22 protein-coding genes are annotated in these 22,401 nt (G+C 71.3%); 7 read left to right on the plus strand and 15 right to left on the minus strand.

All coding sequences use genetic code 11. From position 1 onward, the window contains the following. The first annotated feature begins 59 nt into the window (after positions 1-59). Positions 60-1,487 carry a nucleobase:cation symporter-2 family protein gene (locus ACQEV2_RS34140; RefSeq protein ID WP_433050333.1) on the plus strand — a complete coding sequence of 476 codons (1,428 nt, stop codon included), beginning with the start codon at positions 60-62 and terminating at the stop codon, positions 1,485-1,487. Here the strand turns inward: ACQEV2_RS34140 and ACQEV2_RS34145 are convergent. Further along, the gene (locus ACQEV2_RS34145) at positions 1,450-2,055 is read right to left on the minus strand and encodes a 3'-5' exonuclease (protein WP_433050336.1); all 606 of its coding nucleotides are present in this window, start codon (positions 2,053-2,055) and stop codon (positions 1,450-1,452) included. The genes ACQEV2_RS34140 and ACQEV2_RS34145 overlap by 38 nt on opposite strands. Before the next feature lie 115 nt (positions 2,056-2,170). Between ACQEV2_RS34145 and ACQEV2_RS34150 the strand changes: the two genes are divergently transcribed. Continuing rightward, positions 2,171-3,820 (plus strand): serine/threonine-protein kinase, encoded by a 1,650-nt coding sequence (locus ACQEV2_RS34150; protein ID WP_433050339.1) that lies wholly within the window; start codon positions 2,171-2,173, stop codon positions 3,818-3,820. Between the two features lie 113 nt (positions 3,821-3,933). Here ACQEV2_RS34150 and ACQEV2_RS34155 read toward each other — a convergent pair whose 3' ends face one another. The 7 genes from ACQEV2_RS34155 to ACQEV2_RS34185 form a co-directional block, all read right to left on the minus strand. Continuing rightward, positions 3,934-4,383: a spore-associated protein gene (locus tag ACQEV2_RS34155; protein WP_433050342.1), complete on the minus strand. Its 450-nt coding sequence runs from the start codon at positions 4,381-4,383 to the stop codon at positions 3,934-3,936. Between the two features lie 87 nt (positions 4,384-4,470). Next, positions 4,471-4,893 (minus strand): acyl-CoA thioesterase, encoded by a 423-nt coding sequence (locus tag ACQEV2_RS34160; protein ID WP_433050345.1) that lies wholly within the window; start codon positions 4,891-4,893, stop codon positions 4,471-4,473. Between the two features lie 55 nt (positions 4,894-4,948). Beyond that, positions 4,949-5,581, minus strand: a complete 633-nt coding sequence (locus ACQEV2_RS34165; protein ID WP_433050348.1) for a hypothetical protein — start codon at positions 5,579-5,581, stop codon at positions 4,949-4,951. Between the two features lie 226 nt (positions 5,582-5,807). Continuing rightward, positions 5,808-6,407, minus strand: a complete 600-nt coding sequence (locus ACQEV2_RS34170; RefSeq protein WP_433050351.1) for a histidine phosphatase family protein — start codon at positions 6,405-6,407, stop codon at positions 5,808-5,810. A gap of 105 nt (positions 6,408-6,512) precedes the next feature. Next, positions 6,513-6,905 carry a DUF5955 family protein gene (locus tag ACQEV2_RS34175; RefSeq protein ID WP_433054989.1) on the minus strand — a complete coding sequence of 131 codons (393 nt, stop codon included), beginning with the start codon at positions 6,903-6,905 and terminating at the stop codon, positions 6,513-6,515. A 27-nt stretch (positions 6,906-6,932) separates the two neighbouring features. Next, positions 6,933-9,191, minus strand: coding sequence for a hypothetical protein (locus tag ACQEV2_RS34180; RefSeq protein WP_433050354.1), 2,259 nt, complete (start codon positions 9,189-9,191; stop codon positions 6,933-6,935). A 165-nt stretch (positions 9,192-9,356) separates the two neighbouring features. Further along, positions 9,357-10,565 carry a pyridoxal phosphate-dependent aminotransferase gene (locus tag ACQEV2_RS34185; RefSeq protein WP_433050357.1) on the minus strand — a complete coding sequence of 403 codons (1,209 nt, stop codon included), beginning with the start codon at positions 10,563-10,565 and terminating at the stop codon, positions 9,357-9,359. Positions 10,566-10,652: 87 nt separating this feature from the next. On the opposite strand from ACQEV2_RS34185, the gene ACQEV2_RS34190 reads away from it, so the two are divergent. Further along, entirely contained in the window at positions 10,653-11,291 is a 639-nt protein-coding gene (locus tag ACQEV2_RS34190; protein ID WP_433050360.1) for a winged helix-turn-helix transcriptional regulator, read from the plus strand. Between the two features lie 46 nt (positions 11,292-11,337). Here ACQEV2_RS34190 and ACQEV2_RS34195 read toward each other — a convergent pair whose 3' ends face one another. Genes ACQEV2_RS34195 through ACQEV2_RS34205 form a run of 3 tightly spaced genes read right to left on the minus strand, consistent with a single transcriptional unit; the run spans position 11,338 to position 15,004 of the window. Then, the gene (locus ACQEV2_RS34195; protein ID WP_433050363.1) at positions 11,338-12,141 is read right to left on the minus strand and encodes a hypothetical protein; all 804 of its coding nucleotides are present in this window, start codon (positions 12,139-12,141) and stop codon (positions 11,338-11,340) included. Beyond that, entirely contained in the window at positions 12,141-13,421 is a 1,281-nt protein-coding gene (locus tag ACQEV2_RS34200) for a VWA domain-containing protein (RefSeq protein ID WP_433050366.1), read from the minus strand. Before ACQEV2_RS34200 ends, ACQEV2_RS34195 begins: the two co-directional genes overlap by 1 nt. A 56-nt stretch (positions 13,422-13,477) precedes the next feature. Continuing rightward, positions 13,478-15,004, minus strand: coding sequence for an IucA/IucC family protein (locus ACQEV2_RS34205; RefSeq protein ID WP_433050369.1), 1,527 nt, complete (start codon positions 15,002-15,004; stop codon positions 13,478-13,480). A 94-nt stretch (positions 15,005-15,098) separates the two neighbouring features. Here ACQEV2_RS34205 and ACQEV2_RS34210 point away from each other — a divergent pair, with 94 nt between their 5' ends. The 3 genes from ACQEV2_RS34210 to ACQEV2_RS34220 are packed head-to-tail and all read left to right on the plus strand — an operon-like array spanning position 15,099 to position 17,832. Next, positions 15,099-16,610, plus strand: a complete 1,512-nt coding sequence (locus tag ACQEV2_RS34210; protein WP_433050372.1) for an IucA/IucC family protein — start codon at positions 15,099-15,101, stop codon at positions 16,608-16,610. A gap of 20 nt (positions 16,611-16,630) precedes the next feature. Further along, entirely contained in the window at positions 16,631-17,545 is a 915-nt protein-coding gene (locus tag ACQEV2_RS34215) for a HipA family kinase (protein WP_433050375.1), read from the plus strand. Continuing rightward, positions 17,542-17,832, plus strand: coding sequence for a SelT/SelW/SelH family protein (locus tag ACQEV2_RS34220; protein WP_433050378.1), 291 nt, complete (start codon positions 17,542-17,544; stop codon positions 17,830-17,832). Before ACQEV2_RS34215 ends, ACQEV2_RS34220 begins: the two co-directional genes overlap by 4 nt. A gap of 13 nt (positions 17,833-17,845) precedes the next feature. On the opposite strand, the gene aceB is transcribed toward ACQEV2_RS34220, so the two are convergent. After that, positions 17,846-19,468 carry a malate synthase A gene (gene aceB / locus ACQEV2_RS34225; protein ID WP_433050381.1) on the minus strand — a complete coding sequence of 541 codons (1,623 nt, stop codon included), beginning with the start codon at positions 19,466-19,468 and terminating at the stop codon, positions 17,846-17,848. A gap of 220 nt (positions 19,469-19,688) precedes the next feature. Continuing rightward, positions 19,689-20,291, minus strand: coding sequence for a nucleotidyltransferase family protein (locus ACQEV2_RS34230; RefSeq protein WP_433050384.1), 603 nt, complete (start codon positions 20,289-20,291; stop codon positions 19,689-19,691). A 186-nt stretch (positions 20,292-20,477) separates the two neighbouring features. On the opposite strand from ACQEV2_RS34230, the gene ACQEV2_RS34235 reads away from it, so the two are divergent. Next, positions 20,478-20,798 carry a DUF5955 family protein gene (locus ACQEV2_RS34235; protein WP_433050387.1) on the plus strand — a complete coding sequence of 107 codons (321 nt, stop codon included), beginning with the start codon at positions 20,478-20,480 and terminating at the stop codon, positions 20,796-20,798. Position 20,799: 1 nt separating this feature from the next. On the opposite strand, the gene ACQEV2_RS34240 is transcribed toward ACQEV2_RS34235, so the two are convergent. Beyond that, positions 20,800-21,486: a DUF6304 family protein gene (locus tag ACQEV2_RS34240; protein ID WP_433050390.1), complete on the minus strand. Its 687-nt coding sequence runs from the start codon at positions 21,484-21,486 to the stop codon at positions 20,800-20,802. Between the two features lie 5 nt (positions 21,487-21,491). Continuing rightward, on the minus strand, positions 21,492-22,289 hold the full coding sequence (locus ACQEV2_RS34245; protein ID WP_433050393.1) for an IclR family transcriptional regulator: 798 nt from the start codon (positions 22,287-22,289) through the stop codon (positions 21,492-21,494). Between the last annotated feature and the right edge of the window lie 112 nt (positions 22,290-22,401).

Genomic DNA, 22,401 nt, shown 5'->3' on the forward strand with positions numbered 1-22,401 from the left:
CGCACCACCTCCATGAACCCACGTCAGAGCCGACGTGTTAGCCGACCGGAGGAGCCGCCGTGCCCACCGCCCGTACAGTCGACGAGACCCATCCCGACCAAGGGATTCACCCCGTCGACGAAAAACTCCCCGCCCTGAAAATGGCGACCACCGGCCTGCAGCACGTGGCCGCCATGTACGCAGGAGTCGTCGCCCCACCCCTGATCGTCGGCGCGGCCATAGGCCTGACCGCCACCGACCTGACCTTCCTCACCGGAGCCTGTCTCTTCACCGCGGGCCTCGCGACCTTCCTCCAAACCCTCGGCATCTGGAAGATCGGCGCCCGGCTGCCCTTCGTCAACGGCGTCACCTTCGCCGGCGTCGCCCCCATGACCGCGGTCGTCGCCTCCACCGAGGACAAGTCCGACGCGCTGCCGATCATCTTCGGCGCGGTCATCGTCGCCGGTCTGCTGGGCTTCCTCGCCGCCCCCTTCTTCAGCAAGGCGGTGCGTTTCTTCCCACCGGTGGTGACGGGTACGGTCATCACGTTGATCGGCATCTCTCTGCTGCCGGTCGCCTTCAACTGGGCACAAGGGCCCAACCCGGCCGCGAACGACTACGGCTCGGGGACGAACCTGGGCCTGGCCGCCGGGACCCTCCTCATCGTCCTGCTCCTGCGCCGCTTCACCCGGGGCTTCGTCAAGCAGATCGCCGTCCTGCTCGGCCTGGTCGTCGGCACGCTGATCGCGATCCCGTTCGGCGTCACGGACTTCGGCCCGGTGGCGGACGCCGACGTCATCGGCTTCCCGACCCCGTTCCACTTCGGTGCCCCGCAGTTCCAGCTCGCCGCGATCATCTCGCTGTGCGTGGTGATGGTGGTGTCGATGACCGAATCGACCGCCGACATGCTGGCGTTGGGCGAGATCGTCGAGCGCCCCGCCGACGAGAAGACCATCGCGGCAGGCCTGCGCGCCGACACCCTCGGCTCGGCGATCAGCCCCCTCTTCAACGGCTTCATGTGCAGCGCCTTCGCGCAGAACATCGGCCTGGTGGCGATGACGAAGATCCGCAGCCGGTACGTCGTCGCCGTGGGCGGCGGCTTCCTGGTGCTGATGGGCCTGTGCCCGATGGCCGCCTCGCTCATCGCGGTCGTGCCGCGCCCGGTGCTGGGCGGCGCCGGCGTGGTCCTCTTCGGTTCGGTCGCCGCGAGCGGTATCCAGACCCTCGTCCGGGCCGGCCTCGACAAGGACAACAACGTCCTGATCGTCGCCGTGTCGCTGGCCGTCGGCATCGTCCCGATCACGGCGCCGGAGTTCTACCACGCCTTCCCGGAGACGGCGAGGATCGTGCTCGACTCGGGTATCTCGACGGGCTGTGTGGCGGCGGTGGCGCTGAACCTGGTCTTCAACCACCTCGGCAAAGGACGTGACGCCCAGGACGTGACCCACCCGATGGAGGCGGGGGAGGAGATCACCGGGACGGCGAGCCGGGCCCCTGCCACTCCATGAGGTTGGCGAACAGCTCGGCCTGCTCGACGGCGTCGTCCAGCGCATGGTGCGTGTGACGGCGCCTCGACAGCAGCTCACGGGGCATAATGCCCTTGGCCACCGCCCGCAGCGGCAGCCCGGCCTTGGTGGCGTACATCGTCTTCATGTCCAGGCAGCCCGAGTGCCCGAAAGGGCTCGCTCCGGTGAAGCGGATCAAGTACCAGTACAGGAACGTCCAGTCGTACGACGCCGGGTAGCCGCACATCACCGGCTGGGCGTCGCCGCTGACCTCGCGTACGCAGCGGCTGAACTGCGCCATCGCCAGGGCAGGGTCGAGGCCTTCCCTGGCGAGGCGCTCGCGGTCGAGCCCGCTCACGGCCAGCGCCTCGGGGACGAACTCCTCGCTGACGGGGCGCAGTTCACGGTAGAAGGTGTGCTTCTCCGGATCGGCCGCCGTGAACCCGCCCGCGTCCTGCACTCCGGAGACCGCAGCGCCGAGGCTGAGCATGGAGTAAGGGCCCGGAATCGGGCCGTCGGCCTCGATGTCGACGGAGATGTAGAGGCTGGGTCTGATGCGTCGTGCGGCCATGGAGGGGGAGCATCCCAGGTGTCCGGGGCTTTCCGCACCCGAATTCCGCTTAGGCTTCTGCCTCGGTCAACTCAGAGTTGACCGGGAATTCAGGGGATGAGGGGGAAGCGGGCCGATGAACAATGCCACCGAGGTGTTCCAGCCACTGCGGGCGGACGACCCTCCTGCCGTGGCCGGATACCGCCTCGCCGCCCGGCTCGGCGCCGGTGGCATGGGCCGGGTCTACCTGTCGCACACCCAGGGCGGCCGACCGGTGGCGATCAAGGTGGTACGGCCGGAGCTGGCCGATGACCCGGACTTCCGGCGCCGGTTCCGCCGTGAGGTGGAGGCGGCCCGACGGGTGCGCGGCGCCTACACCGCGGAGCTGCTCGACGCCGACGCGGACGGCGTACCGCCCTGGCTGGCCACGCTGTACGTGCCCGGGCCCTCCCTGGCGGAGGCGGTGGCCCGACGCGGACCGCTGCCGGTGCCCGCGGTGCTGTGGCTGGTGGCGGGGGTGGCCGAGGCGTTGCAGGCCATTCACGGGGTGGGCATCGTGCACCGGGACCTGAAGCCGTCGAACGTGCTGCTGGCCGCAGACGGGCCACGTGTGATCGACTTCGGTATCTCGCTGGCTGCGGACGCCACTTCGCACACGGCCACGGGTGCCGCCGTCGGCACGCCCCAGTTCATGGCTCCCGAGCAGGCGACCGCGGGTGAGGTCACGGCGGCGACGGACATCTTCGCGCTGGGCCAGACCGCGGCGTTCGCGGCGCTGGGCGAGCCGCTGTACGGCGACGGCCCCTCGGCCACCGTGCTGTACCGGATCGTGCACTCCGAACCCGACCTGTCCCGTCTGCCCGAGCAGCTCCGTCCGCTGATCGCCCGCTGCCTGGCCGCCGATCCCGAGGAGCGGGCCACGCCGGCGGAGGTCGTCGAGTGGTGTCGGCAGCGGCTGGGCCGGGACGCCGACGCGGGCGCGAGGCCGAGCGTGTGGCGGGAGTTCATCGGGCCGGAGGTGACGGTTCCATCCCCGGTTGTGGCCCCGGTACCGGCTCCCACCCGGGTGCAGACGCGGCCGTTTGTCGTCACACAGCCGCAGCCGCAGCCGCAGCCGACGGTGCCGGACGGGCGGCGGGCGCGCAGACGGCGCAACGCGCTGATCACGACCGCGTCCCTGACGGCGGGGGCACTGGTGATGGCGGGCTTGGCATGGACGGTCGCGGACGCGGGGGGCAGGTTCCGCGACTGGGTTGCGGGCTCACGATCGACGCCGGGCCCGCAGGTGTCCGAAAGGTCGTCGGCGTCGGAGACGTCAACGGGATCGCCGTCGGCATCCGGGTCGGCGTCGGGGGCCCGTGGGGAGACACAGGAAACGTCGCGGCCCTCCCCGACCGTGCCCGCGACGCCGCGAGCCGAACCGCACCCCCTCCAGATGCTGGACGCGAACACCTCGTTGAGCTTCAAGAAGCCGATCCACCGCGACGACCGCAAGGGGGACATCCGCTTCGACTGCAAGGACGCCGGCTGCGCACTGGACAGCGACAGCAGTGTGTTCGTCCAGATGATGGGCGCGTCGGGGACTTCCCTCGACGAGTGCCGTCTTTTCCTCGCCCGTGCCGACAGTCACCGCTGGCCGCTGGCCGCGGCGGCGAACGGCAGCGAGATCTGTGTCAAGCACTCCTCCGGGGACATCGCCCTGCTCGTGATCCAGACGAAGTCGACCGCGGTGCCGGACCTGGCCTTCCTGCAACTGGACATGACGATCTGGCGGGACGCGGCCTAGCTCCCCCGCACGGCTGCGCGCCGCACAGAATACGCGCGCCCTGGCAGAACTCCGCGAGTCCTGCCAGGGCGCGCTGTGCCGTTGTACCTGTACTCCTGTACCGCTGTGCCGGGTCAGCGGGTGAAGGTGACCCGGTGTTCCTTGAGGGCGCCGCAGTTGGAGCCCGTCACCTGCACATACACATTGCTGATGTGACCGCCCCAGTCGACGCAGTGGGCCTTGCCGTAGACGTAGGTCGGTCCGGCGTACGACGTGTACACCCCCCAGTCGTCGTCCCCTTGCTCGGTGTCGGGGACGTAGACCCACGCGGACATCTCCAGGGCGGTGCCCGGGTTGTTGCGGATGGTCGCCACGCAGTTCTTGCCGTTGGAGGCGTTGTACGTCAGGTAGACGGTGCCGAGCGAGCCGACGGGCGCCGAGTTCACCGTCTTGTAGGCGCTGCCGCAGACCTTCTGCGGTGTGGTGTTGGGCGCGGCGGAGGCGGGCGCCGTCAGAGCGGCCGTGCTCCCCACCGTCAGAGCCGCTAACGCGGCGGCGGACAGGACAGAACGCGCGTATCGCATATTTCCCCCTGGTAACCATTGCGGGTGGTTGCTCCTGCATGGTGTGACCCATGGAGCATCCGAATGGTTGTGCTCAGTCCTGTCGCTCTACAGGCCGAACAGGGAGGGATCCGAGGCGAGTTCCTTGAAGTACTCCTGCGGATCGGCGACCAGTTTGCGCTCCTTGAGGTTCAGCAGGCCGCCGACTCCGGTGACCTCGGCCGCCACCGTGCCGTCCGTCTTGCGGATCGTCTGCTCGATGCGGAACGTCCTCCCGCTGCCCCAGTCGAAGGAGCACGTCACCTCCACCTCGTCGCCCGCGAGCAGTTCCCGCTTGTACCGGATCGTCGTCTCCAGGGCCACCGGGCCCACGCCTCTGCTGATCAGGCCGGCCTGGCTGATACCGGCGGCCTGGAGCAGGGACCAGCGGGCGTGCTCCGCGTAGTTGAGGTACACGGCCTGGTTGAGGTGCCCCTGCACATCCGTCTCGTATCCACGGACGGTCACCGGAACGGAAAACGGCTCGGTCACGACTTTCCCTTCGCGTGCCACGCTTCCTGGTCGTTCCGATCCTGACATGTGCCCCCTACATCCGTCGCGGTGATGCCAGGAGATAACGCGCTCTTGTTCGGGGCTCGGTGTGCTCTCCGACCTGCCAGCCGGCCTTCTCCAAGGTCCCCGCGCAGGCGTGCAGGGCATCGGTGTCGGGTTCGTACACGGCGACCGCCTCCGGCTGTGGCGTCGCCCGCACCCGGTACCCGCCGGCCTCCGTCTCCGGCCCGGCCGGACGGTGCCCGGCTGCCTCCAGGGCGAGCGCGGCGGCCTGCACCAGGTGCGTACGCTCCCATCCGCACGGCCGGTCCATGGCCCCGTCCGGATTGGTCATCCGGCGCAGCTCCAGCAGACCCTGCCAGGCGCTGTGCACCTCGCGGACGCGGGCCGGGCCCGCCTTCGGCGCCTCCTCCTCACCGCCGATCCGCGCGGCGAACACACCACCGGCCGCGGAAGCCGCGGGTTCCGGAGGCGCCGCCGACTCGGCCTCCCGTATCCGGTGCCCCGCCGGCGTCAGAAAGTGATCGTGCGGCGGCCGTGGATGCCGGAAGGCCAACCCCCGCTTCACCAGCGCCGCCAGCTGCGCTTCCGTACCCCTGAGCCGCCCGGTGACGGGATCGGCGGCGTCGATGACACGCCGCTGGGCCGCGGTCGGTGGTCTTGTCACGGCGTGCTCCTTCCCGGGCGCGGAGGACCGGCCTCGTCGGCACCGGCCCCATGTTGGCCGAGGCACCGGCCCCATGCCGACCCAAGGCACGGGCACCGTGGTGGCCAAGGCGCCGGCACGATGCTCGGCAAGGCGCCCGCCCCCGCCGGCCGAGGCACCGGCCCACGTCGGCCGAGGCACCGGCCGGCCCCATCCTGACCGAGCACCGTCCCCATCTGCTGGAAGGCTACGACCCGGGTCTGACATTCCACCCGGCGATCACGGGCCGCCCGTGCTCCGTGCCCAGCCGGCCCACCGCCCCCGTCGCCAGCTGGAACAGCGCCCCGTCCGCCGCCGGCAGCCCGAGTCGCCGGGCCGTGAGGACCCGCAGGAAGTGCCCGTGCGCCACGAGCACCACGCACCCCTCGGTGTTGGCGAGCGCCGCGTCCACCTTCCCCAGCATCCGGTCGGCGCGTTCCCCGACCTGCTCCGCGCTCTCGCCGGGACGGTCGGGCGGCCCGGGCGCGACGCCGTCCGTGAACAGGAACCATCCCGGCCGGCGGCGCTGGATCTCGACGGTGGTGACCCCTTCGTATCCGCCGTAGTCCCACTCGCGCAGATCCGCGTCGACGCGTACGTCGTGCAGTCCGATGAGCTCGGCGGTCTCCCGCGCCCGCTGCAGCGGGCTGACGAACGCGGCACCGATCCGATGCGACCGGATCAGCGGCACCAGCCGCCGTGCCTCCTCGCGCCCGTGCTCGGTGAGCGGCACGTCCGTCCATCCGGTGTGCCGACCGGTCCGCGACCACTCGGTCTCGCCGTGCCGGACCAGAAGGAGATCACCCACGTGCGCGCCCTTCCCGCTCGCCTCCCGGCACCGTGCCACACGGTTCCCGGGGCCGCAGGGCGGACTGGGCCGGACGGCCGTTCATGGCTGCCCCCACGGGCGGCCTCAGACCCCCGGGAGACCCTGTACCGACTGCGCGAGTTGTCCGACCGCGACGACGAGCGGGGCCACGGGCTGGACGAACTCGTTGAGGCGGTCCAGAGCGCGCCGCAGGACGCCGGGCTCCGGTTGCGGCTCGGCCAGTTCCTCGCGCAGGCGGCGCAGTTCCCGGCTGGTGCCATCGGGATCGGCGAGTTCGGTGCGGTGCTCCTCCAGCAACTGCTCGACGCGCGCGAGGAGTTCGGCCGTCCGTTCGCTCTCCTGCTGCTGGAAGGAGACCGAGCCGGAGAATGCCTGGGCGCCGCGCCCCACGGCCTGGTTGCCGACGTAGTGGGTGCCGCCGCTGATCATGACCCCTTCGTTCACGGGAGGATCGTGTCGTGCGTCGTCGTTGCTCATGTCGCTGTTGCGCATGAGGAGGACCCCCTACTTGTCGGAGCCACCGGCGGCGCTCATCGCGGCCGGGCCGGGCTGCTGCGGGACATTCTGCGTGGCGGTCGCCCCCTTGCCGATCGCCTGGTTGCCGATGATGCTCATCCCGCCCTGCTGGATGAGGCCCTGGTTGAGGATGGTCTGCTGCTGGCTGCGGAAGTCGGTGATGTCGTAGCCGTGCGCGTCGAGGAACTCGCGGATCGCGGCGAGGGTGTGGCGTTCCACCAGGGATGTGATCCGCGCGGCGTCCACGACCTGGAAGTAGTTGTGGTAGTTGGGGCTCAGCGCCATCTCCCGGATGCTCACCCGGGCGCCGTAGTCGAAGACCGGGTCCTGCTCCATGGCCGTCAGCTCGTCCACCATGCGCCGGTTGTGCCGTGTCTCGAAGCGGGCGTGGCGCAGCGCCCGCATCGGAGCGGCGAGGAACGCCCCGCCGGTGCGGGAGAGGGCGGTCAGCAGCAGCCCGCGTCTCGCGTCGGGGCCGAGCGGGCCGCGCAGGCGGTCCACGACGTGGTAGTCCGCGGCCACCGGGCCGAGCACGTGGTTGTCGCAGTGCAGGTGAAGGGTTCTGCCCGTGGTCGAGAAGTGCAGGAACACGCTCGGCACCACGTCCCCGCCCCACATCGGCACGTGCAGCGCCAGATAGTGGCGGACGGTACCGGTCGGATGCAGCATGATCCGCTCGACCTCTTCGGGCGACAGCCGTGCGGCCGGGGTGATGCTGCGGGCCTTGATGAACCGGTCGTCGTCACCGATGGTCGTGCCGCTCGCGAAGATCCGGTCCTCGATGACGAGGGAGCCCAGGGCGTCCGCGTCGGCCTCGGCCGTCGCGTCGGTGCCGCTGCGCTCGGCGACCGCGCGCAGCCGTGCCCGGAGGTGGTCGACGAGTTCGGCGACCGTGAAGGCCTGCGGCTCGGTGGGGCGCGCGCTCCTGCCGACGGGGTCCTCGGCGGGCAGCAGCGGCACGGCGATCGACCACTTGGAGCTGGTCTCCGAGTAGCCGATGAACGGGGTGTATCCGCTGTACACGGTGACGTTGCCGGCCTGCGCCTCCCTGATGGCCGTGAGCCGCTCGGCCATCCACTTGCGCGGGGGTACGGAGGGGCGGGGCTGCCGGGCGAACGTCTCGCGGGTCATGGTGGTGCGCAGCAGCCGGTCGGTGTCGAGGTCGTGGCGCACGACCGTGACGTAGGCGAACGCGACCGCGCCGAGCGACGCGAGGACGGCCGGTACGCCGCCCAGGTAGGCGCCGAGCAGCCAGGCGACGAAACCGGGCACGGGCAGTATCGAGAAGAGGAAGCCGAAGTAGAAGCCGAGCAGCACCATGACCGCGGCCGTGACAGCGCTGCCCACCAGCATCCTGCTGCTCGGCTCGTGGTGGCCGCGGGTGGCCAGGCTCGGCTTGGCACGGGCGCCTCGGACGGTCGACAGCAGCACCAGGACGTACACCAGCCACAGCGGCGCGAGCAGTGCCACGACGGCGAACGCCCCCGCCAGTCGCAGGTCGCGGTGGTGACGGAGGTCCTGTGCGGTCAGGCAGTGGCGTACCACCGCCACCAGGTCGACATCGGGTGAAGGGGCCACGGCACTGGGCTCGTCGGCCAGGACCTCCTCCACCACCCGGTCGGCGAAGCGTTCGTCCACATAGGCCGCGGCGCACAGATACCGGGTGACGTCACCCGGGGCGCTCCCTACCGGCATGCGCACCTGTGGGGTCGTCATGCCGAGCCCTCCTTCTTTCCTCCGGCGGGCCGACGCCGCCACGGCGCCGGACTGGGCGGCGTACGATCCGGTCGGCAGGGCGGTCAGCAGTGCGAGCAGCACGCCGGCCGCCAGGCCGAAGATGAGGGCCGAGCGCGTCAGGTTCTTGAGCAGCTCGCTGTCGAACGCCAGGTCCGCGCTGTCCGGGATGAAGACGCCGGGCATGGTCCACTGCAGCAGGACGACGAGTTCCGACGCGAGCACACCCGCCACGACGCAGCCGATCCACCCCGGCACCCGGCGGGCCGACAACCGGGATGCGAGGAGGACGATGCCCGCGAACAGCAGCACGGTCTGGGCATCGTTCGCAGCCAGGTAGCCGGCACCGCCGAAGTCGTCGGGGGAGTACCCCCAGGCCGGCATGAACGCCGCCTGGACGAACCAGCGCTGGGTGTCGCTGCCGGAGTTCTCCACATAGAACTTCTCTATGTAGAAATCCCAGATCGGCCGCTGCACCCATGGGCTGCCCGCCACGATCAGGAGCAGGACCACTAGCGCGAGACGACCGCGTAAGGCAGGTGGCGTGCCCGACGCACGCCGGCGGGACGACAACATCCGGGCCTCCACCATCCCCCGATCCCAGCGATCAGTGGCCGCACCCTATGGCATCCCCACTCTCCGCGACTACGAATCCGCGAACATCCACAGGCCCGACGCCTACTGCCGATACCCGCTCAGGAACCGCCCGATCCGCCCGATGGCCGCCTCCAGGTCCTCCGCGTACGGCAGGGTCAGGATCCGGAAATGGTCAGGTGTCGGCCAGTTGAAGCCCGTGCCCTGGACCACCTGGATCTTCTCCCGCAGCAGCAGGTCCAGGACGAACTTCTCGTCGTCGTGGATCTTGTGCACCTTGGGGTCGAGGCGCGGGAACGCGTACAGCGCGCCCTTCGGCTTCACGCAGGAGACGCCGGGGATCTCGTTGAGCTTCTCCCAGGCCACGTCCCGCTGCTCGCGCAACCGTCCGCCGGGCGCGGTCAGCTCCCGGATCGACTGGCGGCCGCCGAGCGCGGCCTGGATGGCGTACTGGGCGGGCGCGTTGGCACACAGGCGCATGGAGGCCAGCATGGTCAGGCCCTCCAGGTAGTCCTTCGCGTGCTGCCGCGGGCCGGTGACCACCAGCCAGCCGGAGCGGAAGCCCGCCACCCGGTAGGTCTTCGACAGTCCGCAGAAGGTGAGGACCACCAGATCGGGGGCGAGGGCCGCGGCCGAGTGGTGCACGGCGTCGTCGTACAGGATCTGGTCGTAGATCTCGTCGGCGAAGACCATCAGGCCGTGCCGGCGGGCGAGGTCGAGGATGCCCTCGACGATCTCCTTCGGGTAGACCGCGCCGGTCGGGTTGTTGGGGTTGATGATGACCACGGCCTTGGTGCGGTCCGTGATCTTCGACGCCATGTCGTCCAGGTCCGGGTACCAGTCGGCCTGCTCGTCGCAGAGGTAGTGGACCGCCTTGCCGCCGGCGAGGGTCGTCACCGCCGTCCACAGCGGGAAGTCCGGGGCGGGGATGAGGATTTCGTCGCCGTCCTCGACCAGCGCCTGTACGGCCATGGAGACCAGCTCGGACACGCCGTTGCCCAGGAAGACGTCGTCGACGCCGACCTCCAAGCCCAGGGTCTGGTACCGCTGGGCCACGGCCCGGCGGGCGGAGAGGACGCCGCGCGAGTCGGTGTAGCCGTGGGCCTGGGGCAGCATCCGGATCATGTCCTGGAGGATCTCCTCCGGCGCCTCGAAGCCGAAGACCGCGGGATTGCCGGTGTTCAGGCGCAGCACGCTGTGGCCCGCCTTCTCCAGCGCGTCGGCGTGCTCGATCACCGGGCCGCGGATCTCGTAGCAGACCTCGCTCAGCTTGTTCGACTGCCGGAACTCCATGCGCGCTCGCCCCTCCGGTTTCGTGTGTTGCTTGGTTTTACCAAGTTCCAGCTTGGAAAGTCCAACAACTTGTCTACACTGCGTCGCATGTCACCTCGCCGAAGCTACGACCAGTACTGTTCCGCCGCCCGGGCGCTCGACGTCGTCGGCGACCGCTGGACCCTGCTGATCGTCCGGGAGCTGCTGGCCGGGCCGCGGCGCTACACCGACCTGCACGCCGATCTGCCGGGTGTCAGCACGGACGTACTCGCCTCCCGGCTGAAGGACATGGAGCGGGACGGCATCAGCACGCGGCGCCGGCTGCCGCCGCCCGGAGCGGCATACGTGTACGAACTCACCCCGCGCGGACGCGAGTTGCTCCCGGTGCTCCAGGCGTTGGGGGAGTGGGGGCAGGCCGAGCTCGGCGAGCGGCGGCCCACCGACGCCGTGCGCGCGCACTGGTTCGCGCTGCCTCTGCTGCGATCCCTACGGGGAGGAGGGGTGGGGGAGGGGCTGGTCGAAGTCCGGCTGGAGGAGGGCGACTTCCATCTGTACGTCGGCGCCGAGGACGGGCCGGTCTACGGGGACGGGCCCGCTCCCGGGGAGCCGGATGCGCGGCTGGTGCTGGACTCCGGGACGTGTGAGGCGGTCGCGCGGGGAGAGTTGAGCGTGACCGACGCGGTACGGGACGGCCGTATCGAGGTGACCGGTGACGGAACTCTCGCCAAGGTTCTGCGGGAGGGATGACGACAAGGGCCCGCTGCCGGTGGCAGCGGGCCCTCCTGATGAACCGTCAGGCTCCCGGCGGCACCCGCGACGGCCGCCCCGACCCGCGGGTCAGCGCGTATCCGCCGACACCCGCGAGCGCGGCCAGCACGCCTCCGAGCGCCGTCCACACCCATCGGTCGGACCACCAGCCGGACGCCCAGCCGCCGCTGGGTTCGAGGCTCGCGAGCAGTGCGTCCTTGGTGTACTGGTCCTCGCCGCTCTGGGAGATGGCGCCGGCCCCCGGCACCAGCGGGTGAGCCAGCGTCCCGTCCACCGCCGCCGCCCCGCCGATGTCCTCGGAGTCGGCCCGGACCTCGGCGTCGACCGGCAGGCCGAGGTCGGAGGTGGGCAGGTCCACGACCGTCAGCCGGATGTAGTACGTGCCCGGCAGCGGATCGTCGGCCCACGGCTCGGACCAGGCGCGGACGGTCCGCAGGACGCAGGCCAGCTCCACGGACGCGGCACCCGCCGCGGCGGTGCGCGTCTGTGCCCCGTACTGGCAGGACTGGCGGCGCCGCAGGCCGTCGTACACGTCGATCTGCCAGGTCTCGGCGGCGTGCGTGTCCGGCAGCTTCACCGTCGCCTTGACGGTGGGGCGCTGTCCGGCGTCCGCGGGGAACGACCAGTACAGGTAGTCACCCGTGGAGGCGCCCGCCGTGGCCGTCTGACCCTGCTCGATCTCGGTCGCCGTACGGAAGGAGGTGCCCGCCTCGGTCGGCGCGCCGCCGTCCTCCGACGCACTCGGCGACGGCGAGGAGTCGGCGACCGCCGGACCCGCCGCCAGCCCCAGCGTCAGCAGGGCGGCGCTCACCACACGTGTGATCCGCATCAGTTGGTCCTCCAGACCGCGACCCGCCAGCGTGACAGCCAGCCCCAGACGAGACCGGCGAGGAAGCCGGTGAGAATCAGCGCGCCCAGCAGCCACCAGCCGCGCCCGAGCCCGAAGGAGGCCACGTCGCTCGACGCCGACGGACCGTCCACGACGTCGACGGTCAGCTCCAGCGGCAGACCGGGCGTGGACTTCACGCCGGAGCCCGCCGAGAAGGAGTGGGTGACCTGCAGGCAGACGGCCTCGGCGGTCGCGGTGGCCGCGGTGTCGTCGTTCTCGTCGTCGCTCTCCGCCTTCGGGTAGCGCAGACCGGTCGACACCACATCCGTACGGCCGTTGCCCGCGGCCTCACCGCGCACGATCTCCCGGCCGTGGACCGTCACCGCCCGCAGTAGCACGCCGTACGACGGGTTCACGGTCCGGTCCGCCGACACGCTCACCGAGGCGCGCAGCTCCTGTCCGGGCTCGACGTCCACGCGGTACCAGCGCTGCTGCCCGAACTCCTCGCGGTCGGTGTACAGGCCGGACTTCAGCGTGGGCGCCTTGGCGCACTGCTCCGCACCCGTCGTCGCGACCGGCGTCACCACCGGATCGGCCGCCCGGTCCACCAACTGGTTGACCTTGTCGGCGAGTTCGTCGGTGTGCTCGACCGAGGTGAAGGTGCCGCCCGTCGCCTCGGCGATGCAGCTCAGCTGCTGCCGCATCTTGATGTTCGGGACCAGGCCGAGCGTGTCGATGGTCAGCCCGATGCCCTTGGCGGCTATCTCCCGGGCCACCTCGCACGGGTCGAGCGGGGCGCAGGTGTCCTCGCCGTCGCTGATCAGCACGATGCGCTTGGAGCCCTCGCCGCCGTCGAGGTCGTCGGCCGCCTTGAGCAGCGCGGGGCCGATCGGCGTCCAGCCGGTGGGCGTGAGGGTCGCCACCGCCGTCTTGGCCTCGGTGCGGTCCAGCGGGCCGACCGGGTAGAGCTGCGCGGTGTCCTTGCAGCCCGTCCTGCGGTCGTCGCCCGGGTAGTTGGCGCCCAGCGTGCGGATGCCGAGCTGGACCTCCTCGGGCGTCGCGTCCAGCACCTCGTTGAAGGCCTGCTTCGCCGCGGCCATCCGGGACCGGCCGTCGATGTCCTTCGCCCGCATCGAGCCGCTGACGTCGATCACGAGATCGACTTTCGGAGCGGTGGCGGTGGTCTCGTCGGCGACCGCCCCGGCCGGGAAGGCGATCCCGGCCGCGAGCGCGGCGAGCAGGGCCCAGACCCCGGCCGCCAGCCGTTGTGTTCTGATCATCGGCGGATCTTATTGATCAGAGGTGTCACGCTCCAAAAACGCGGTCACAAGCGCGGTCAGAACACCTCGCCGAGCAGCGGATTGGGCAGCTGGGCCCACTGATCCCCGGGCGTCCCCGGCGACAGCCGCATCAGCGTCAGCGCCTTCGTGGGCAGCGGCTCGGCGCGCAGGGCCGCGAGATCCACGGTGCCCGGCAGATCCCGTACGACCGCCGCCAGCGCCCCGTGCAACGCTGCCCCCGAACCGGCCGTACCCGCCAGCGCCCCGGCCACCAGCGAGCCGAACAGCTTGCGGCGCAGCGTCGGCACGTCGTCCGTGACGACCCGGCCGGTCAGCTCCGGCACCGGAATACCGTGCCGGGCGAGCCGGGCCGGACTGACGCGGATGTCGGCGAGGTCGCGGTAGACCAGGCGCACCGGGGAGCCGTCGGCGGACAGCACCACCAGCAGGTTCTGGCCGTGCGCCTCCAGCGCGACCCCCAGCTCCAGCAGCCGCAGGCCCACGGTGAGGGCGAGACGCGTGAACCCGGCCAGCCAGGCGGGGGATCGGGGCAGCTCGGTGGTGGCGAGCGCGGCCACCGGTACCACCCGCTCGCCCGGCCCCGCGTACTCCTGCGGCGACTCGCGCACGACCGCCGCCAGGTCGGGCGAGTGGGCGGTGGCGGCCCCCACGGTGCGGGTGATGTGCAGCAGCCCGTCCGTCCGCGCCGCGAGTGTCTCCGCGAAGTCGGACAGGGTGGCCGACATACCGATCGAGTACACCGAGATGTCCCGCACCGAGGACGTCAGCCGGGCGCTCAGCGCGGTCTTGACGTGCGGTCCGCCGGGGAGCGCGAGCGTGCGCAGGGACATCAGGGGGTGTGCGGCGATTCCGCCGTCGTGAGGATCGCGGGCACGCTTGAGCACATGCTCGGCCTGCCACGGGTGCACCGGGATCAGCAGCCGCTCCCCGTCCCGCATCCCCTCCGGCCACGCGCCCGTCACGAGACACTCGTCCGCCCGCACCGGCACCAGCCCCAGCGTGACCACCGGCCGGTGCTCCGGCCCGTACGCCAGTTGCTCGGCGACCGAGAAGCCCGGCCGGGAACGGCAGTTGGGGTGGAACGGATGCCCGTCGACCACCCGCTGCTCCCACTCCCAGTCGCGCAGGGGCCACTCCTTCGAGTGAGCGTCCCGCCCGGCCTGCTGTCCGGCCCGTGACAGCGCCAACGAGGCGACGCTGTGGCCGAGTTCGGCGGCGAAGGACGTGCCGTGCGCTACGGAGAGGCCGGTCAGCAGCCGGGCCGGATCGTCGTACGGCGTCTCGTCGAGCCGTACGGCGGTGACGTAGGCGGCGGTCGCGTACGGGTCCGCGTGCGGGCCGCGCAGCCGGCGGCCGTCGGAGAGGTGCAGGGTGAGGCCCTCCCGGCCCGGCTCACGTCGGTCGACCCAGGGCAGGGGCTCGTGTGCGAGCGCGCGCCACAGCCGGGTCAGCACGGCCGCCCGGGCCCCGGGGAGTTCGGCCGCGTACCGCGGCGCGAGTGCGGGGCGTACGTCGGCCAGTTCGGCGGCGACCTCGGCCTCTGCGCTGGGGGGACGGTGCACGGGTGGGCTCCTCGGGTACGAGTAGGGCGTCGGGGCAGGCGCCGACGACAGACATACTGATCGTCTCCCCGCCTGAACGGACCGTAGAGAACGAGTGGATCGCGTGCACCTCACCCCTCCCCCCGCAGCCGACGTCGCGGAACGCGCCGACGCCCTTGCGGTCGCGCCCCTGCTCAACTGCCTGCTGCGCGAGGTGGCCGAACCACACGAAGGGTCCGGTCCCCACGGCGGGTCCGGCCGGCGGCGGGAGTACCGGTTGCCCGGTTCCGGCCGACTGCTGCGGGTCCGCGGCGAGCGGCGGCCCGCCGAACCCGAGGTCCACGCGGCCGGCGCGTGGCAGCGCATCGGGCACACCGAACTCGTCAAACTCGTCGCCGACGAGCTGCGCCGGCACACCGGGACGTCCAACCACGAGCTGCCCGCCGAGATGATCGACAGCCGGGACGCGGTGGCCGCGCTGCTCACGGCACGTGCGCGTGCGGTGCCGCCGGACGACCTCTACCTGCGCTCCGAGCAGTCCCTCCTCACCGGCCACCCTTACCACCCGGCGCCAAAGGCGCGCGGCGGCGGCCCGGTCGCGGCCTGGCTGCCGTACGCCCCCGAGGCATACGCCCGCTTCCCGCTGACGCTGCTGGGCCTGCGCGAGGACGCGGTCGTCGAGGAGGGCGACACCTCCGCCCTGGACGCCCTCGGCGAGGCCCCGCCCGGCTACCGGCTGCTGCCCGCCCACCCCTGGCAGCTCGACCTCGCCGACCTCGCGCCGGCCTTCGCCGACGGCCGGCTGATCCGGCTGGGCACGACCGCCTGCGACGCCTGGCCCACGGCCGCGATCCGCACGCTGTACGTCCCCGAGCCCGACTTGTTCCTGAAGTTCAGCCTGGACGTGCGGATCACGAACGACATCCGCCGGCTGTGGCGCCACGACCTGCTGAAACTGCGCCGCACCGACGCCGCGGCCACGGCGGCCTTCGCCACCGGCCGAGCGGCCTGGCTGAGCGACCGCGGCTACCGCACCGCCGGCTTCGCCTTCGAGGAACTCGCCGTCCTCGTCCGCGACGGCTTCCACGACCGTCTGCTGCCCGGCACGACCCCGCTGCTCGCCGCCGCCCTCGTGGAGGGCTTCGAGGGCAGCCCGCTCGACGGTACGGCGGACCCGGCGGCCTGGTGGGAGGCGTACCTGGGCGCGGTCGTACCGCCTGCACTCGCGGCCTTCGCCGAGCACGGCGTCGTACTCGAAGCGCATCTGCAGAACACGCTGATCGCCGTGGACGGGGACGGCACTCCGGTGCAGGCCCTGTTCCGGGACGCCGAGGGCGTGAAGCTGGTGCCGGACGTGACGCGGCCGGCCGGCTGGGAGCGGCTGGTGTACTGCCTGGTCGTCAACCACCTCGTGGAGGTCGCCGGCGCGCTGGCCGAACGCCACCCGCCCCTGGACCCCTGGCCCGCCGTACGCCGCGAACTGGCCCGCCACGACCTCCCCGAGATCGCCGGTCTGCTCACCGCGCCCACCCTGCCGGGCAAGACGAACCTGCTCCTGCGCTGGACGAACGCCGACGGCGCCGACGCCCGCTACCTGCCGTTGCCGAACCCGCTGGCCCGTACATGATCTGAATTACCCTGGCCGGTGTGCTGCGCGACGTGACTGCTGTTCGATACGTGACCCCGTTGCGGTCCGGCGGCTCCGTGCCCGGAGTCGTCGAGGCCGACGACCTGGGCACGTACGTCGTGAAGTTCACCGGCTCCGCACAGGGCCGCAAGGCGCTGGTCGCCGAGGTGATCGTCGGCGAACTGGCCCGCGCCCTGGGGCTGCGCTTCCCCGAGCTGGTCCTCGTCCACTTCGACCCCGCGATCGCGGAGCACGAACCGCATCAGGAGGTGCGGGACCTGCACGCGTCCAGCGCGGGGGTCAACCTCGGCATGGACTACCTGCCGGGCGCCAAGGACTTCACCCCCGAGGTCGCGAAGCACTTCAGCGTCGACCCGCTGGAGGCGGGCCGCGTCGTCTGGCTGGACGCCCTGACCGCCAACGTCGACCGTACGGTCCACAGCTCCAACCTGATGGTCTGGCCCACGCTGGGGACCGTCCCGCCGCGCCTGTGGCTCATCGACCACGGCGCCGCGCTCGTCTTCCACCACCGCTGGGACGGCACGGACCCCGCGAAGGCGTACGACTTCCGCCACCACGCCCTCGGCCACTACGCCCCCGACGTGCACGCGGCCGACGCCGAGCTGGCGCCGAAGGTCACCGAGGCACTGCTGCGGGAGGTCGTGGCGGAGGTCCCGGACGCGTGGCTGAGCGCCGAACCGGGCTTCATGAGCCCCGGGGAGGTACGCGACGCCTACGTCGCCTACCTCCACGCGCGCGTACAGGCCTCCCCGGCCTGGCTTCCCACCGACTTCCCCTCCCGGGAGGAACTCGCCGCCGAGGAGGCCCTCCGCGCGGCGCGTACACAGGCAGGCCGCCCGAAGTGGCTCCAGCGGGTCCCCGACCTGCACGGCAAGCCGGCGGCGGAACAGGATTGGTCGGTACACCTCGGATGACGGACACCCCTATGACGGACGCCCGGCGGGTCGAGATCGAGTACTGCACCCAGTGCAGGTGGCTGCCCCGTGCCGCCTGGCTGGCCCAGGAGCTGCTGACGACCTTCGAGGCCGAGCTGACGGAGCTCGCACTGAAGCCGGGCAAGGGCGGCGTCTTCGTCGTCCGCGTGGGCGACGAGGTGGTCTGGGACCGCCGCGACCAGGGCTTCCCGGAACCTACCGCGGTCAAGCAGGCCGTACGCGACCGAGTGGCCCCGGGAAAGTCCCTGGGCCACTCGGACAAGTGAGCTTCTGGGGGCCTCAGCCCTTCAGCTGCTCGTACGCCGGCAGCGTCAGGAAGTCCGCGTAGTCCTCGTCGAGGGAGACCTCCAGGAGCAGGTCGTGGGCCTGCTGCCAGTGGCCGGCCGCGAAGGCCTCCTCGCCGATCTCCGCGCGGATGTTGGCCAGTTCCTCGGCGGCGACCTTGCGGGCCAGCTCCGGGGTGGCCTTCTCGCCGTTCTCGAACTCGACGCCCGCGTTGATCCACTGCCAGATCTGGGAGCGGGAGATCTCCGCGGTGGCCGCGTCCTCCATGAGGTTGAAGATGGCGACCGCGCCGAGGCCGCGCAACCAGGCCTCGATGTAGCGGATGCCGACCTGGACGGCGTTGACCAGGCCCGGGTACGTCGGCTTGGCGTCGAGGGAGTCGATGGCGATGAGGTCGGCGGCCTCGACGTGGACGTCCTCGCGGAGGCGGTCCTTCTGGTTGGGCTTGTCGCCGAGGACCTTGTCGAAGGACTCCATGGCGATCGGCACGAGGTCGGGGTGGGCCACCCAGGAGCCGTCGAAACCGTCGCCGGCCTCGCGGTCCTTGTCGGCGCGGACCTTCTCGAAGGCGACCTTGTTGACCTCGGCGTCCCGGCGGGACGGGATGAACGCCGCCATGCCGCCGATCGCGTGCGCGCCGCGCTTGTGGCAGGTGCGGACGAGGAGTTCGGTGTACGCCCGCATGAACGGGGCCGTCATCGTGACCGCGTTGCGGTCCGGCAGGACGAACTTGGCGCCGCCGTCACGGAAGTTCTTGACGATGGAGAACAGGTAGTCCCAGCGGCCGGCGTTCAACCCGGAGGCGTGGTCGCGCAGTTCGTAGAGGATCTCCTCCATCTCGTACGCGGCCGTGATCGTCTCGATCAGGACGGTCGCGCGGACGGTGCCCTGCGGGATACCGACGTAGTCCTGCGCGAAGACGAAGACGTCGTTCCAGAGGCGGGCCTCCAGGTGCGACTCCGTCTTCGGGAGGTAGAAGTACGGGCCCTTGCCCAGGTCGAGCAGGCGCTGGGCGTTGTGGAAGAAGTACAGGCCGAAGTCGACGAAGGCGCCGGGCACCTGCTGCCCGTCGACCTGGAGGTGACGCTCGTTCAGGTGCCAGCCGCGCGGGCGCATGACGACGGTCGCGAGCTCGTCGTTCGGGCGCAGGGCGTACGACTTGCCGGACTTCGGGTCGGTGAAGTCGATGTTCCGGGTGTACGCGTCGATCAGGTTGAGCTGGCCGAGGACCACGTTCTCCCAGGTCGGCGCAGAGGCGTCCTCGAAGTCCGCGAGCCAGACCTTCGCGCCCGAGTTGAGGGCGTTGATGGTCATCTTGCGGTCGGTGGGACCGGTGATCTCGACCCGGCGGTCCTGCAGCGCGGGCGGGCACGGGGCCACCCGCCAGGAGTGGTCCGCGCGGATCGCGGCGGTCTCCGGGAGGAAGCCGAGGGTGGAGGTGCGGGCGATCTCGGCGCGGCGCTCCGCACGGCGGGCGAGGAGTTCGTCACGCCGGGGCGTGAACCGGCGGTGCAGCTCGGCCACGAAGGCGAGGGCCGCCTCCGTGAGGACCTCCTCCTGCCGGGGCAGGGGCTCGGCGTCGACGATGGCCAGCGGGGACGGCGCTGGTGCGGACATGAGCTGTCACTTCCTTCAGCGAGCTACGAAGACGAGCTGTCGAGCTTTGGCAGAGCTTTGGCACCGGGTGCCAGTCTTCCCGGATACGGCTGACAACGCCCGTGGACGGGTCGGGCGCTTCTGAACAGTGGATACTAGTTTCCTCATGGTGGAAGTTCAATGGTTTGTTGATATCGAGATTCTCTGAGTCGAGGCAAGGTGGCGCTCAGTGCCACCACGCTCACTCAAGGTGGCTCAGATCGGCCTCCGTGTCGATGTCGTACGGCCGGGCCACGTCCCCGCACTCGACCAGCCCGATCGCCGCCTCGCGCTCCTTCAGATAGGCGCGTGCCCCCCGGTCGCCGGTCGCGGTCGCCGCGATGCCCGCCCAGTGGGCGGCGCCGAAGAGCACGGGATGGCCGCGTACCCCGTCGTACGCGGCCGAGACGAGTGACCGCTCGTCCTCGTACGCGGCGAGCACCCGGGCCACCGCCTCCGGTCCGATACCGGGCTGGTCGACGAGCGAGACGAGCGCCGCCCGCGCCCCCGTGCCCGTGAGCGACTTCAGCCCGGCGCGCAGGGAGGAGCCCATCCCCTCGGCCCAGTCCGGGTTCTCCACCAGCACGCAGTCACCGAGTTCGGCCTGCTCCCGTACGGCGGCCGCCTGCGCGCCCAGCACCACGTGCACTCGGGCGCAGCCGGCCGCGCGCAGCACGCCGACGGCGTACTCGACGAGGGGGCGGCCGCGATGCCGGAGCAGTGCCTTGGGCCGTCCGCCGAGCCGCCGTCCACCGCCGGCGGCGAGGAGCAGTCCGGCGACCGGCGGTGCTTGTTTCTCAGTCATGCGTCCTGCATACCTGACACCCGCGCGAGCGCCCGGTCCCCCAGGGCTGAATTTCCGTCCGTACGGTGGCGCATCGGGCGCCGGGTGGGTTTACTGACCCGCGTCCCCCGGCGCGCGACCTTTGTCAGGGGTGCTCGATGGGGAAGCGGGACTGCTGGCGCACAACGGCGTGCGAGGGGGAGTGCTGTGTTGCGGAGCTTGGGACAGAGGCTGGTGACGGGCAGCGACGAGGACCCGAGGGTGGCGGAACTGCGGACGGCGGTGTCCCGTCTGCGCCGCGAACTCGCCGCGCACCCGGCCGAGTTCCCGGACCGGGGGATCGCCGAGGACGAACTCGCCGCGCTGGCCGCGATGACGATCCACGGCGTGCCGGAGATGCCGCGGCTGCGGAGGTCGTTGCTGTTGATCGCGGGAGCGATCGGGTCCGTGAGCGCGCTGTCCCGCGGCTTGTCGGATGTTCGGCAGGCCGTGGATCTGTTCGGGGAGTCGCCGCGGGGGCGGGGTTAGATCACCGGAGCGGGCCGAGGTAGGGAAACGGCCCCCGGTAGCCCCGGTCCGAGGTCCGGTGCTCGAACTGCTCGCACAGCCACGTCTCCTGTACGAACTCGGTGCGTTCCTGCCAGATCGCGAAGATGCCGTGCGGGCCGCGCTTGCCGTCGCACTGCCGGTAGAGGTCTTTGGCGTCACGGAAGCAGGCCAGCCCCGCCATCAGCGGAGTGCCGGCGGGGCTGTAGTCGGACCAGGCGCACGCGACGCATGCCTTGAGCCGTGCTCCTTGCGGCAGTCTGCGCTGGATGTCGTGCAGCGCCTGCTCGAAGTCGTCCTGACTGTCCGCGTTGCGGTACTCGCGCCCGTCGAGGCGCAGAGTGGTGATCAGGCTCTGCTCGTCCAGGCCCCGGCCCACCGGGCCGCCGAGCCGCAGGGCGCAGTGCAGCACCGCCGCCCGCACGCCCTGCCCCTCGATCTCCACGGGCATCGGCACCTCCCACTCCAGGAGGCAGGAGCACAGTGCCCCGTCGAGGAAGGAGAACATCTGCTCGGGCGGCATCCCGCTCAGGGCGCCGAGGTCGTCCATCATGTCGCCCTCGAAGGCGACGCCCCTGATCGTCGTACGGATCGACTCCCGGCCGTCCGACTCGAAGACGATCTCCTCGGAGCCGTGCCGGTCGGTGTACCGCCCGGGCCAGCGCTCCATCGCCGTCACCCGTGGTTCTGGGTGACCAGCGCCTCCGACAGCTCCCCGGCCACCTGCTGGAGCACCGGCACGATCTTGTCCGTCGCCGCTTCGGTGACCCGTCCCGCCGGGCCGGAGATCGAGATCGCGGCCGCGGTGGGGGAGTCGGGGACCGAGACGGCCAGGCAGCGGACGCCGACCTCCTGCTCGTTGTCGTCGACCGCGTAGCCGTTGCGCCGCACGTCCTCCAGGGCCGCGAGGAAGCCGTCCGGCGTGGTGATCGTCTTCTCCGTGGCGGCGGGCATGCCGGTACGGGCCAGCAGTGTGCGCACCTCCTCCGGCGGGAAGGAGGCGAGCAGCGCCTTGCCGACGCCGGTGGAGTGCGGCAACACACGCCGGCCGACCTCGGTGAACATGCGCATCGAGTGCTTGGACGGCACCTGGGCGACGTAGACGATCTCGTCGCCGTCGAGCAGGGCCATGTTCGCCGTCTCGCCGGTCTCCTCGACCAGCCGGGCGAGGTAGGGCCGGGCCCAGGTGCCCAGCAGCCGGGACGCCGACTCGCCGAGGCGGATCAGGCGCGGGCCGAGGGCGTAGCGGCGGTTGGTCTGCTGGCGTACATAGCCGCACGCGACGAGCGTCCGCATGAGGCGGTGGATGGTGGGCAGCGGCAGCCCGCTGCTCGCGGAGAGCTCGCTCAGACCGACCTCACCGCCCGCGTCCGCCATCCGCTCGAGCAGGTCGAAGGCGCGCTCGAGGGACTGGACGCCGCCACTGTTGTTGGACCTGGCGGAGTCGGTGGTGCTGGCGCTGGACGTCGGCACGGCGCGTTCCTTTCGGGACCGGTGAGAAGGGCAGAAGCCTACCCGTCAGTCGGTTGACTCCCTGCTTGTACATAACTACGTTCTGCTTGGTGGAATTCTACTTCCGCTTTGT

Origin of the sequence: Streptomyces sp. CA-251387 (assembly GCF_050936625.1) — a bacterium.
Lineage (GTDB): Bacteria > Actinomycetota > Actinomycetes > Streptomycetales > Streptomycetaceae > Streptomyces.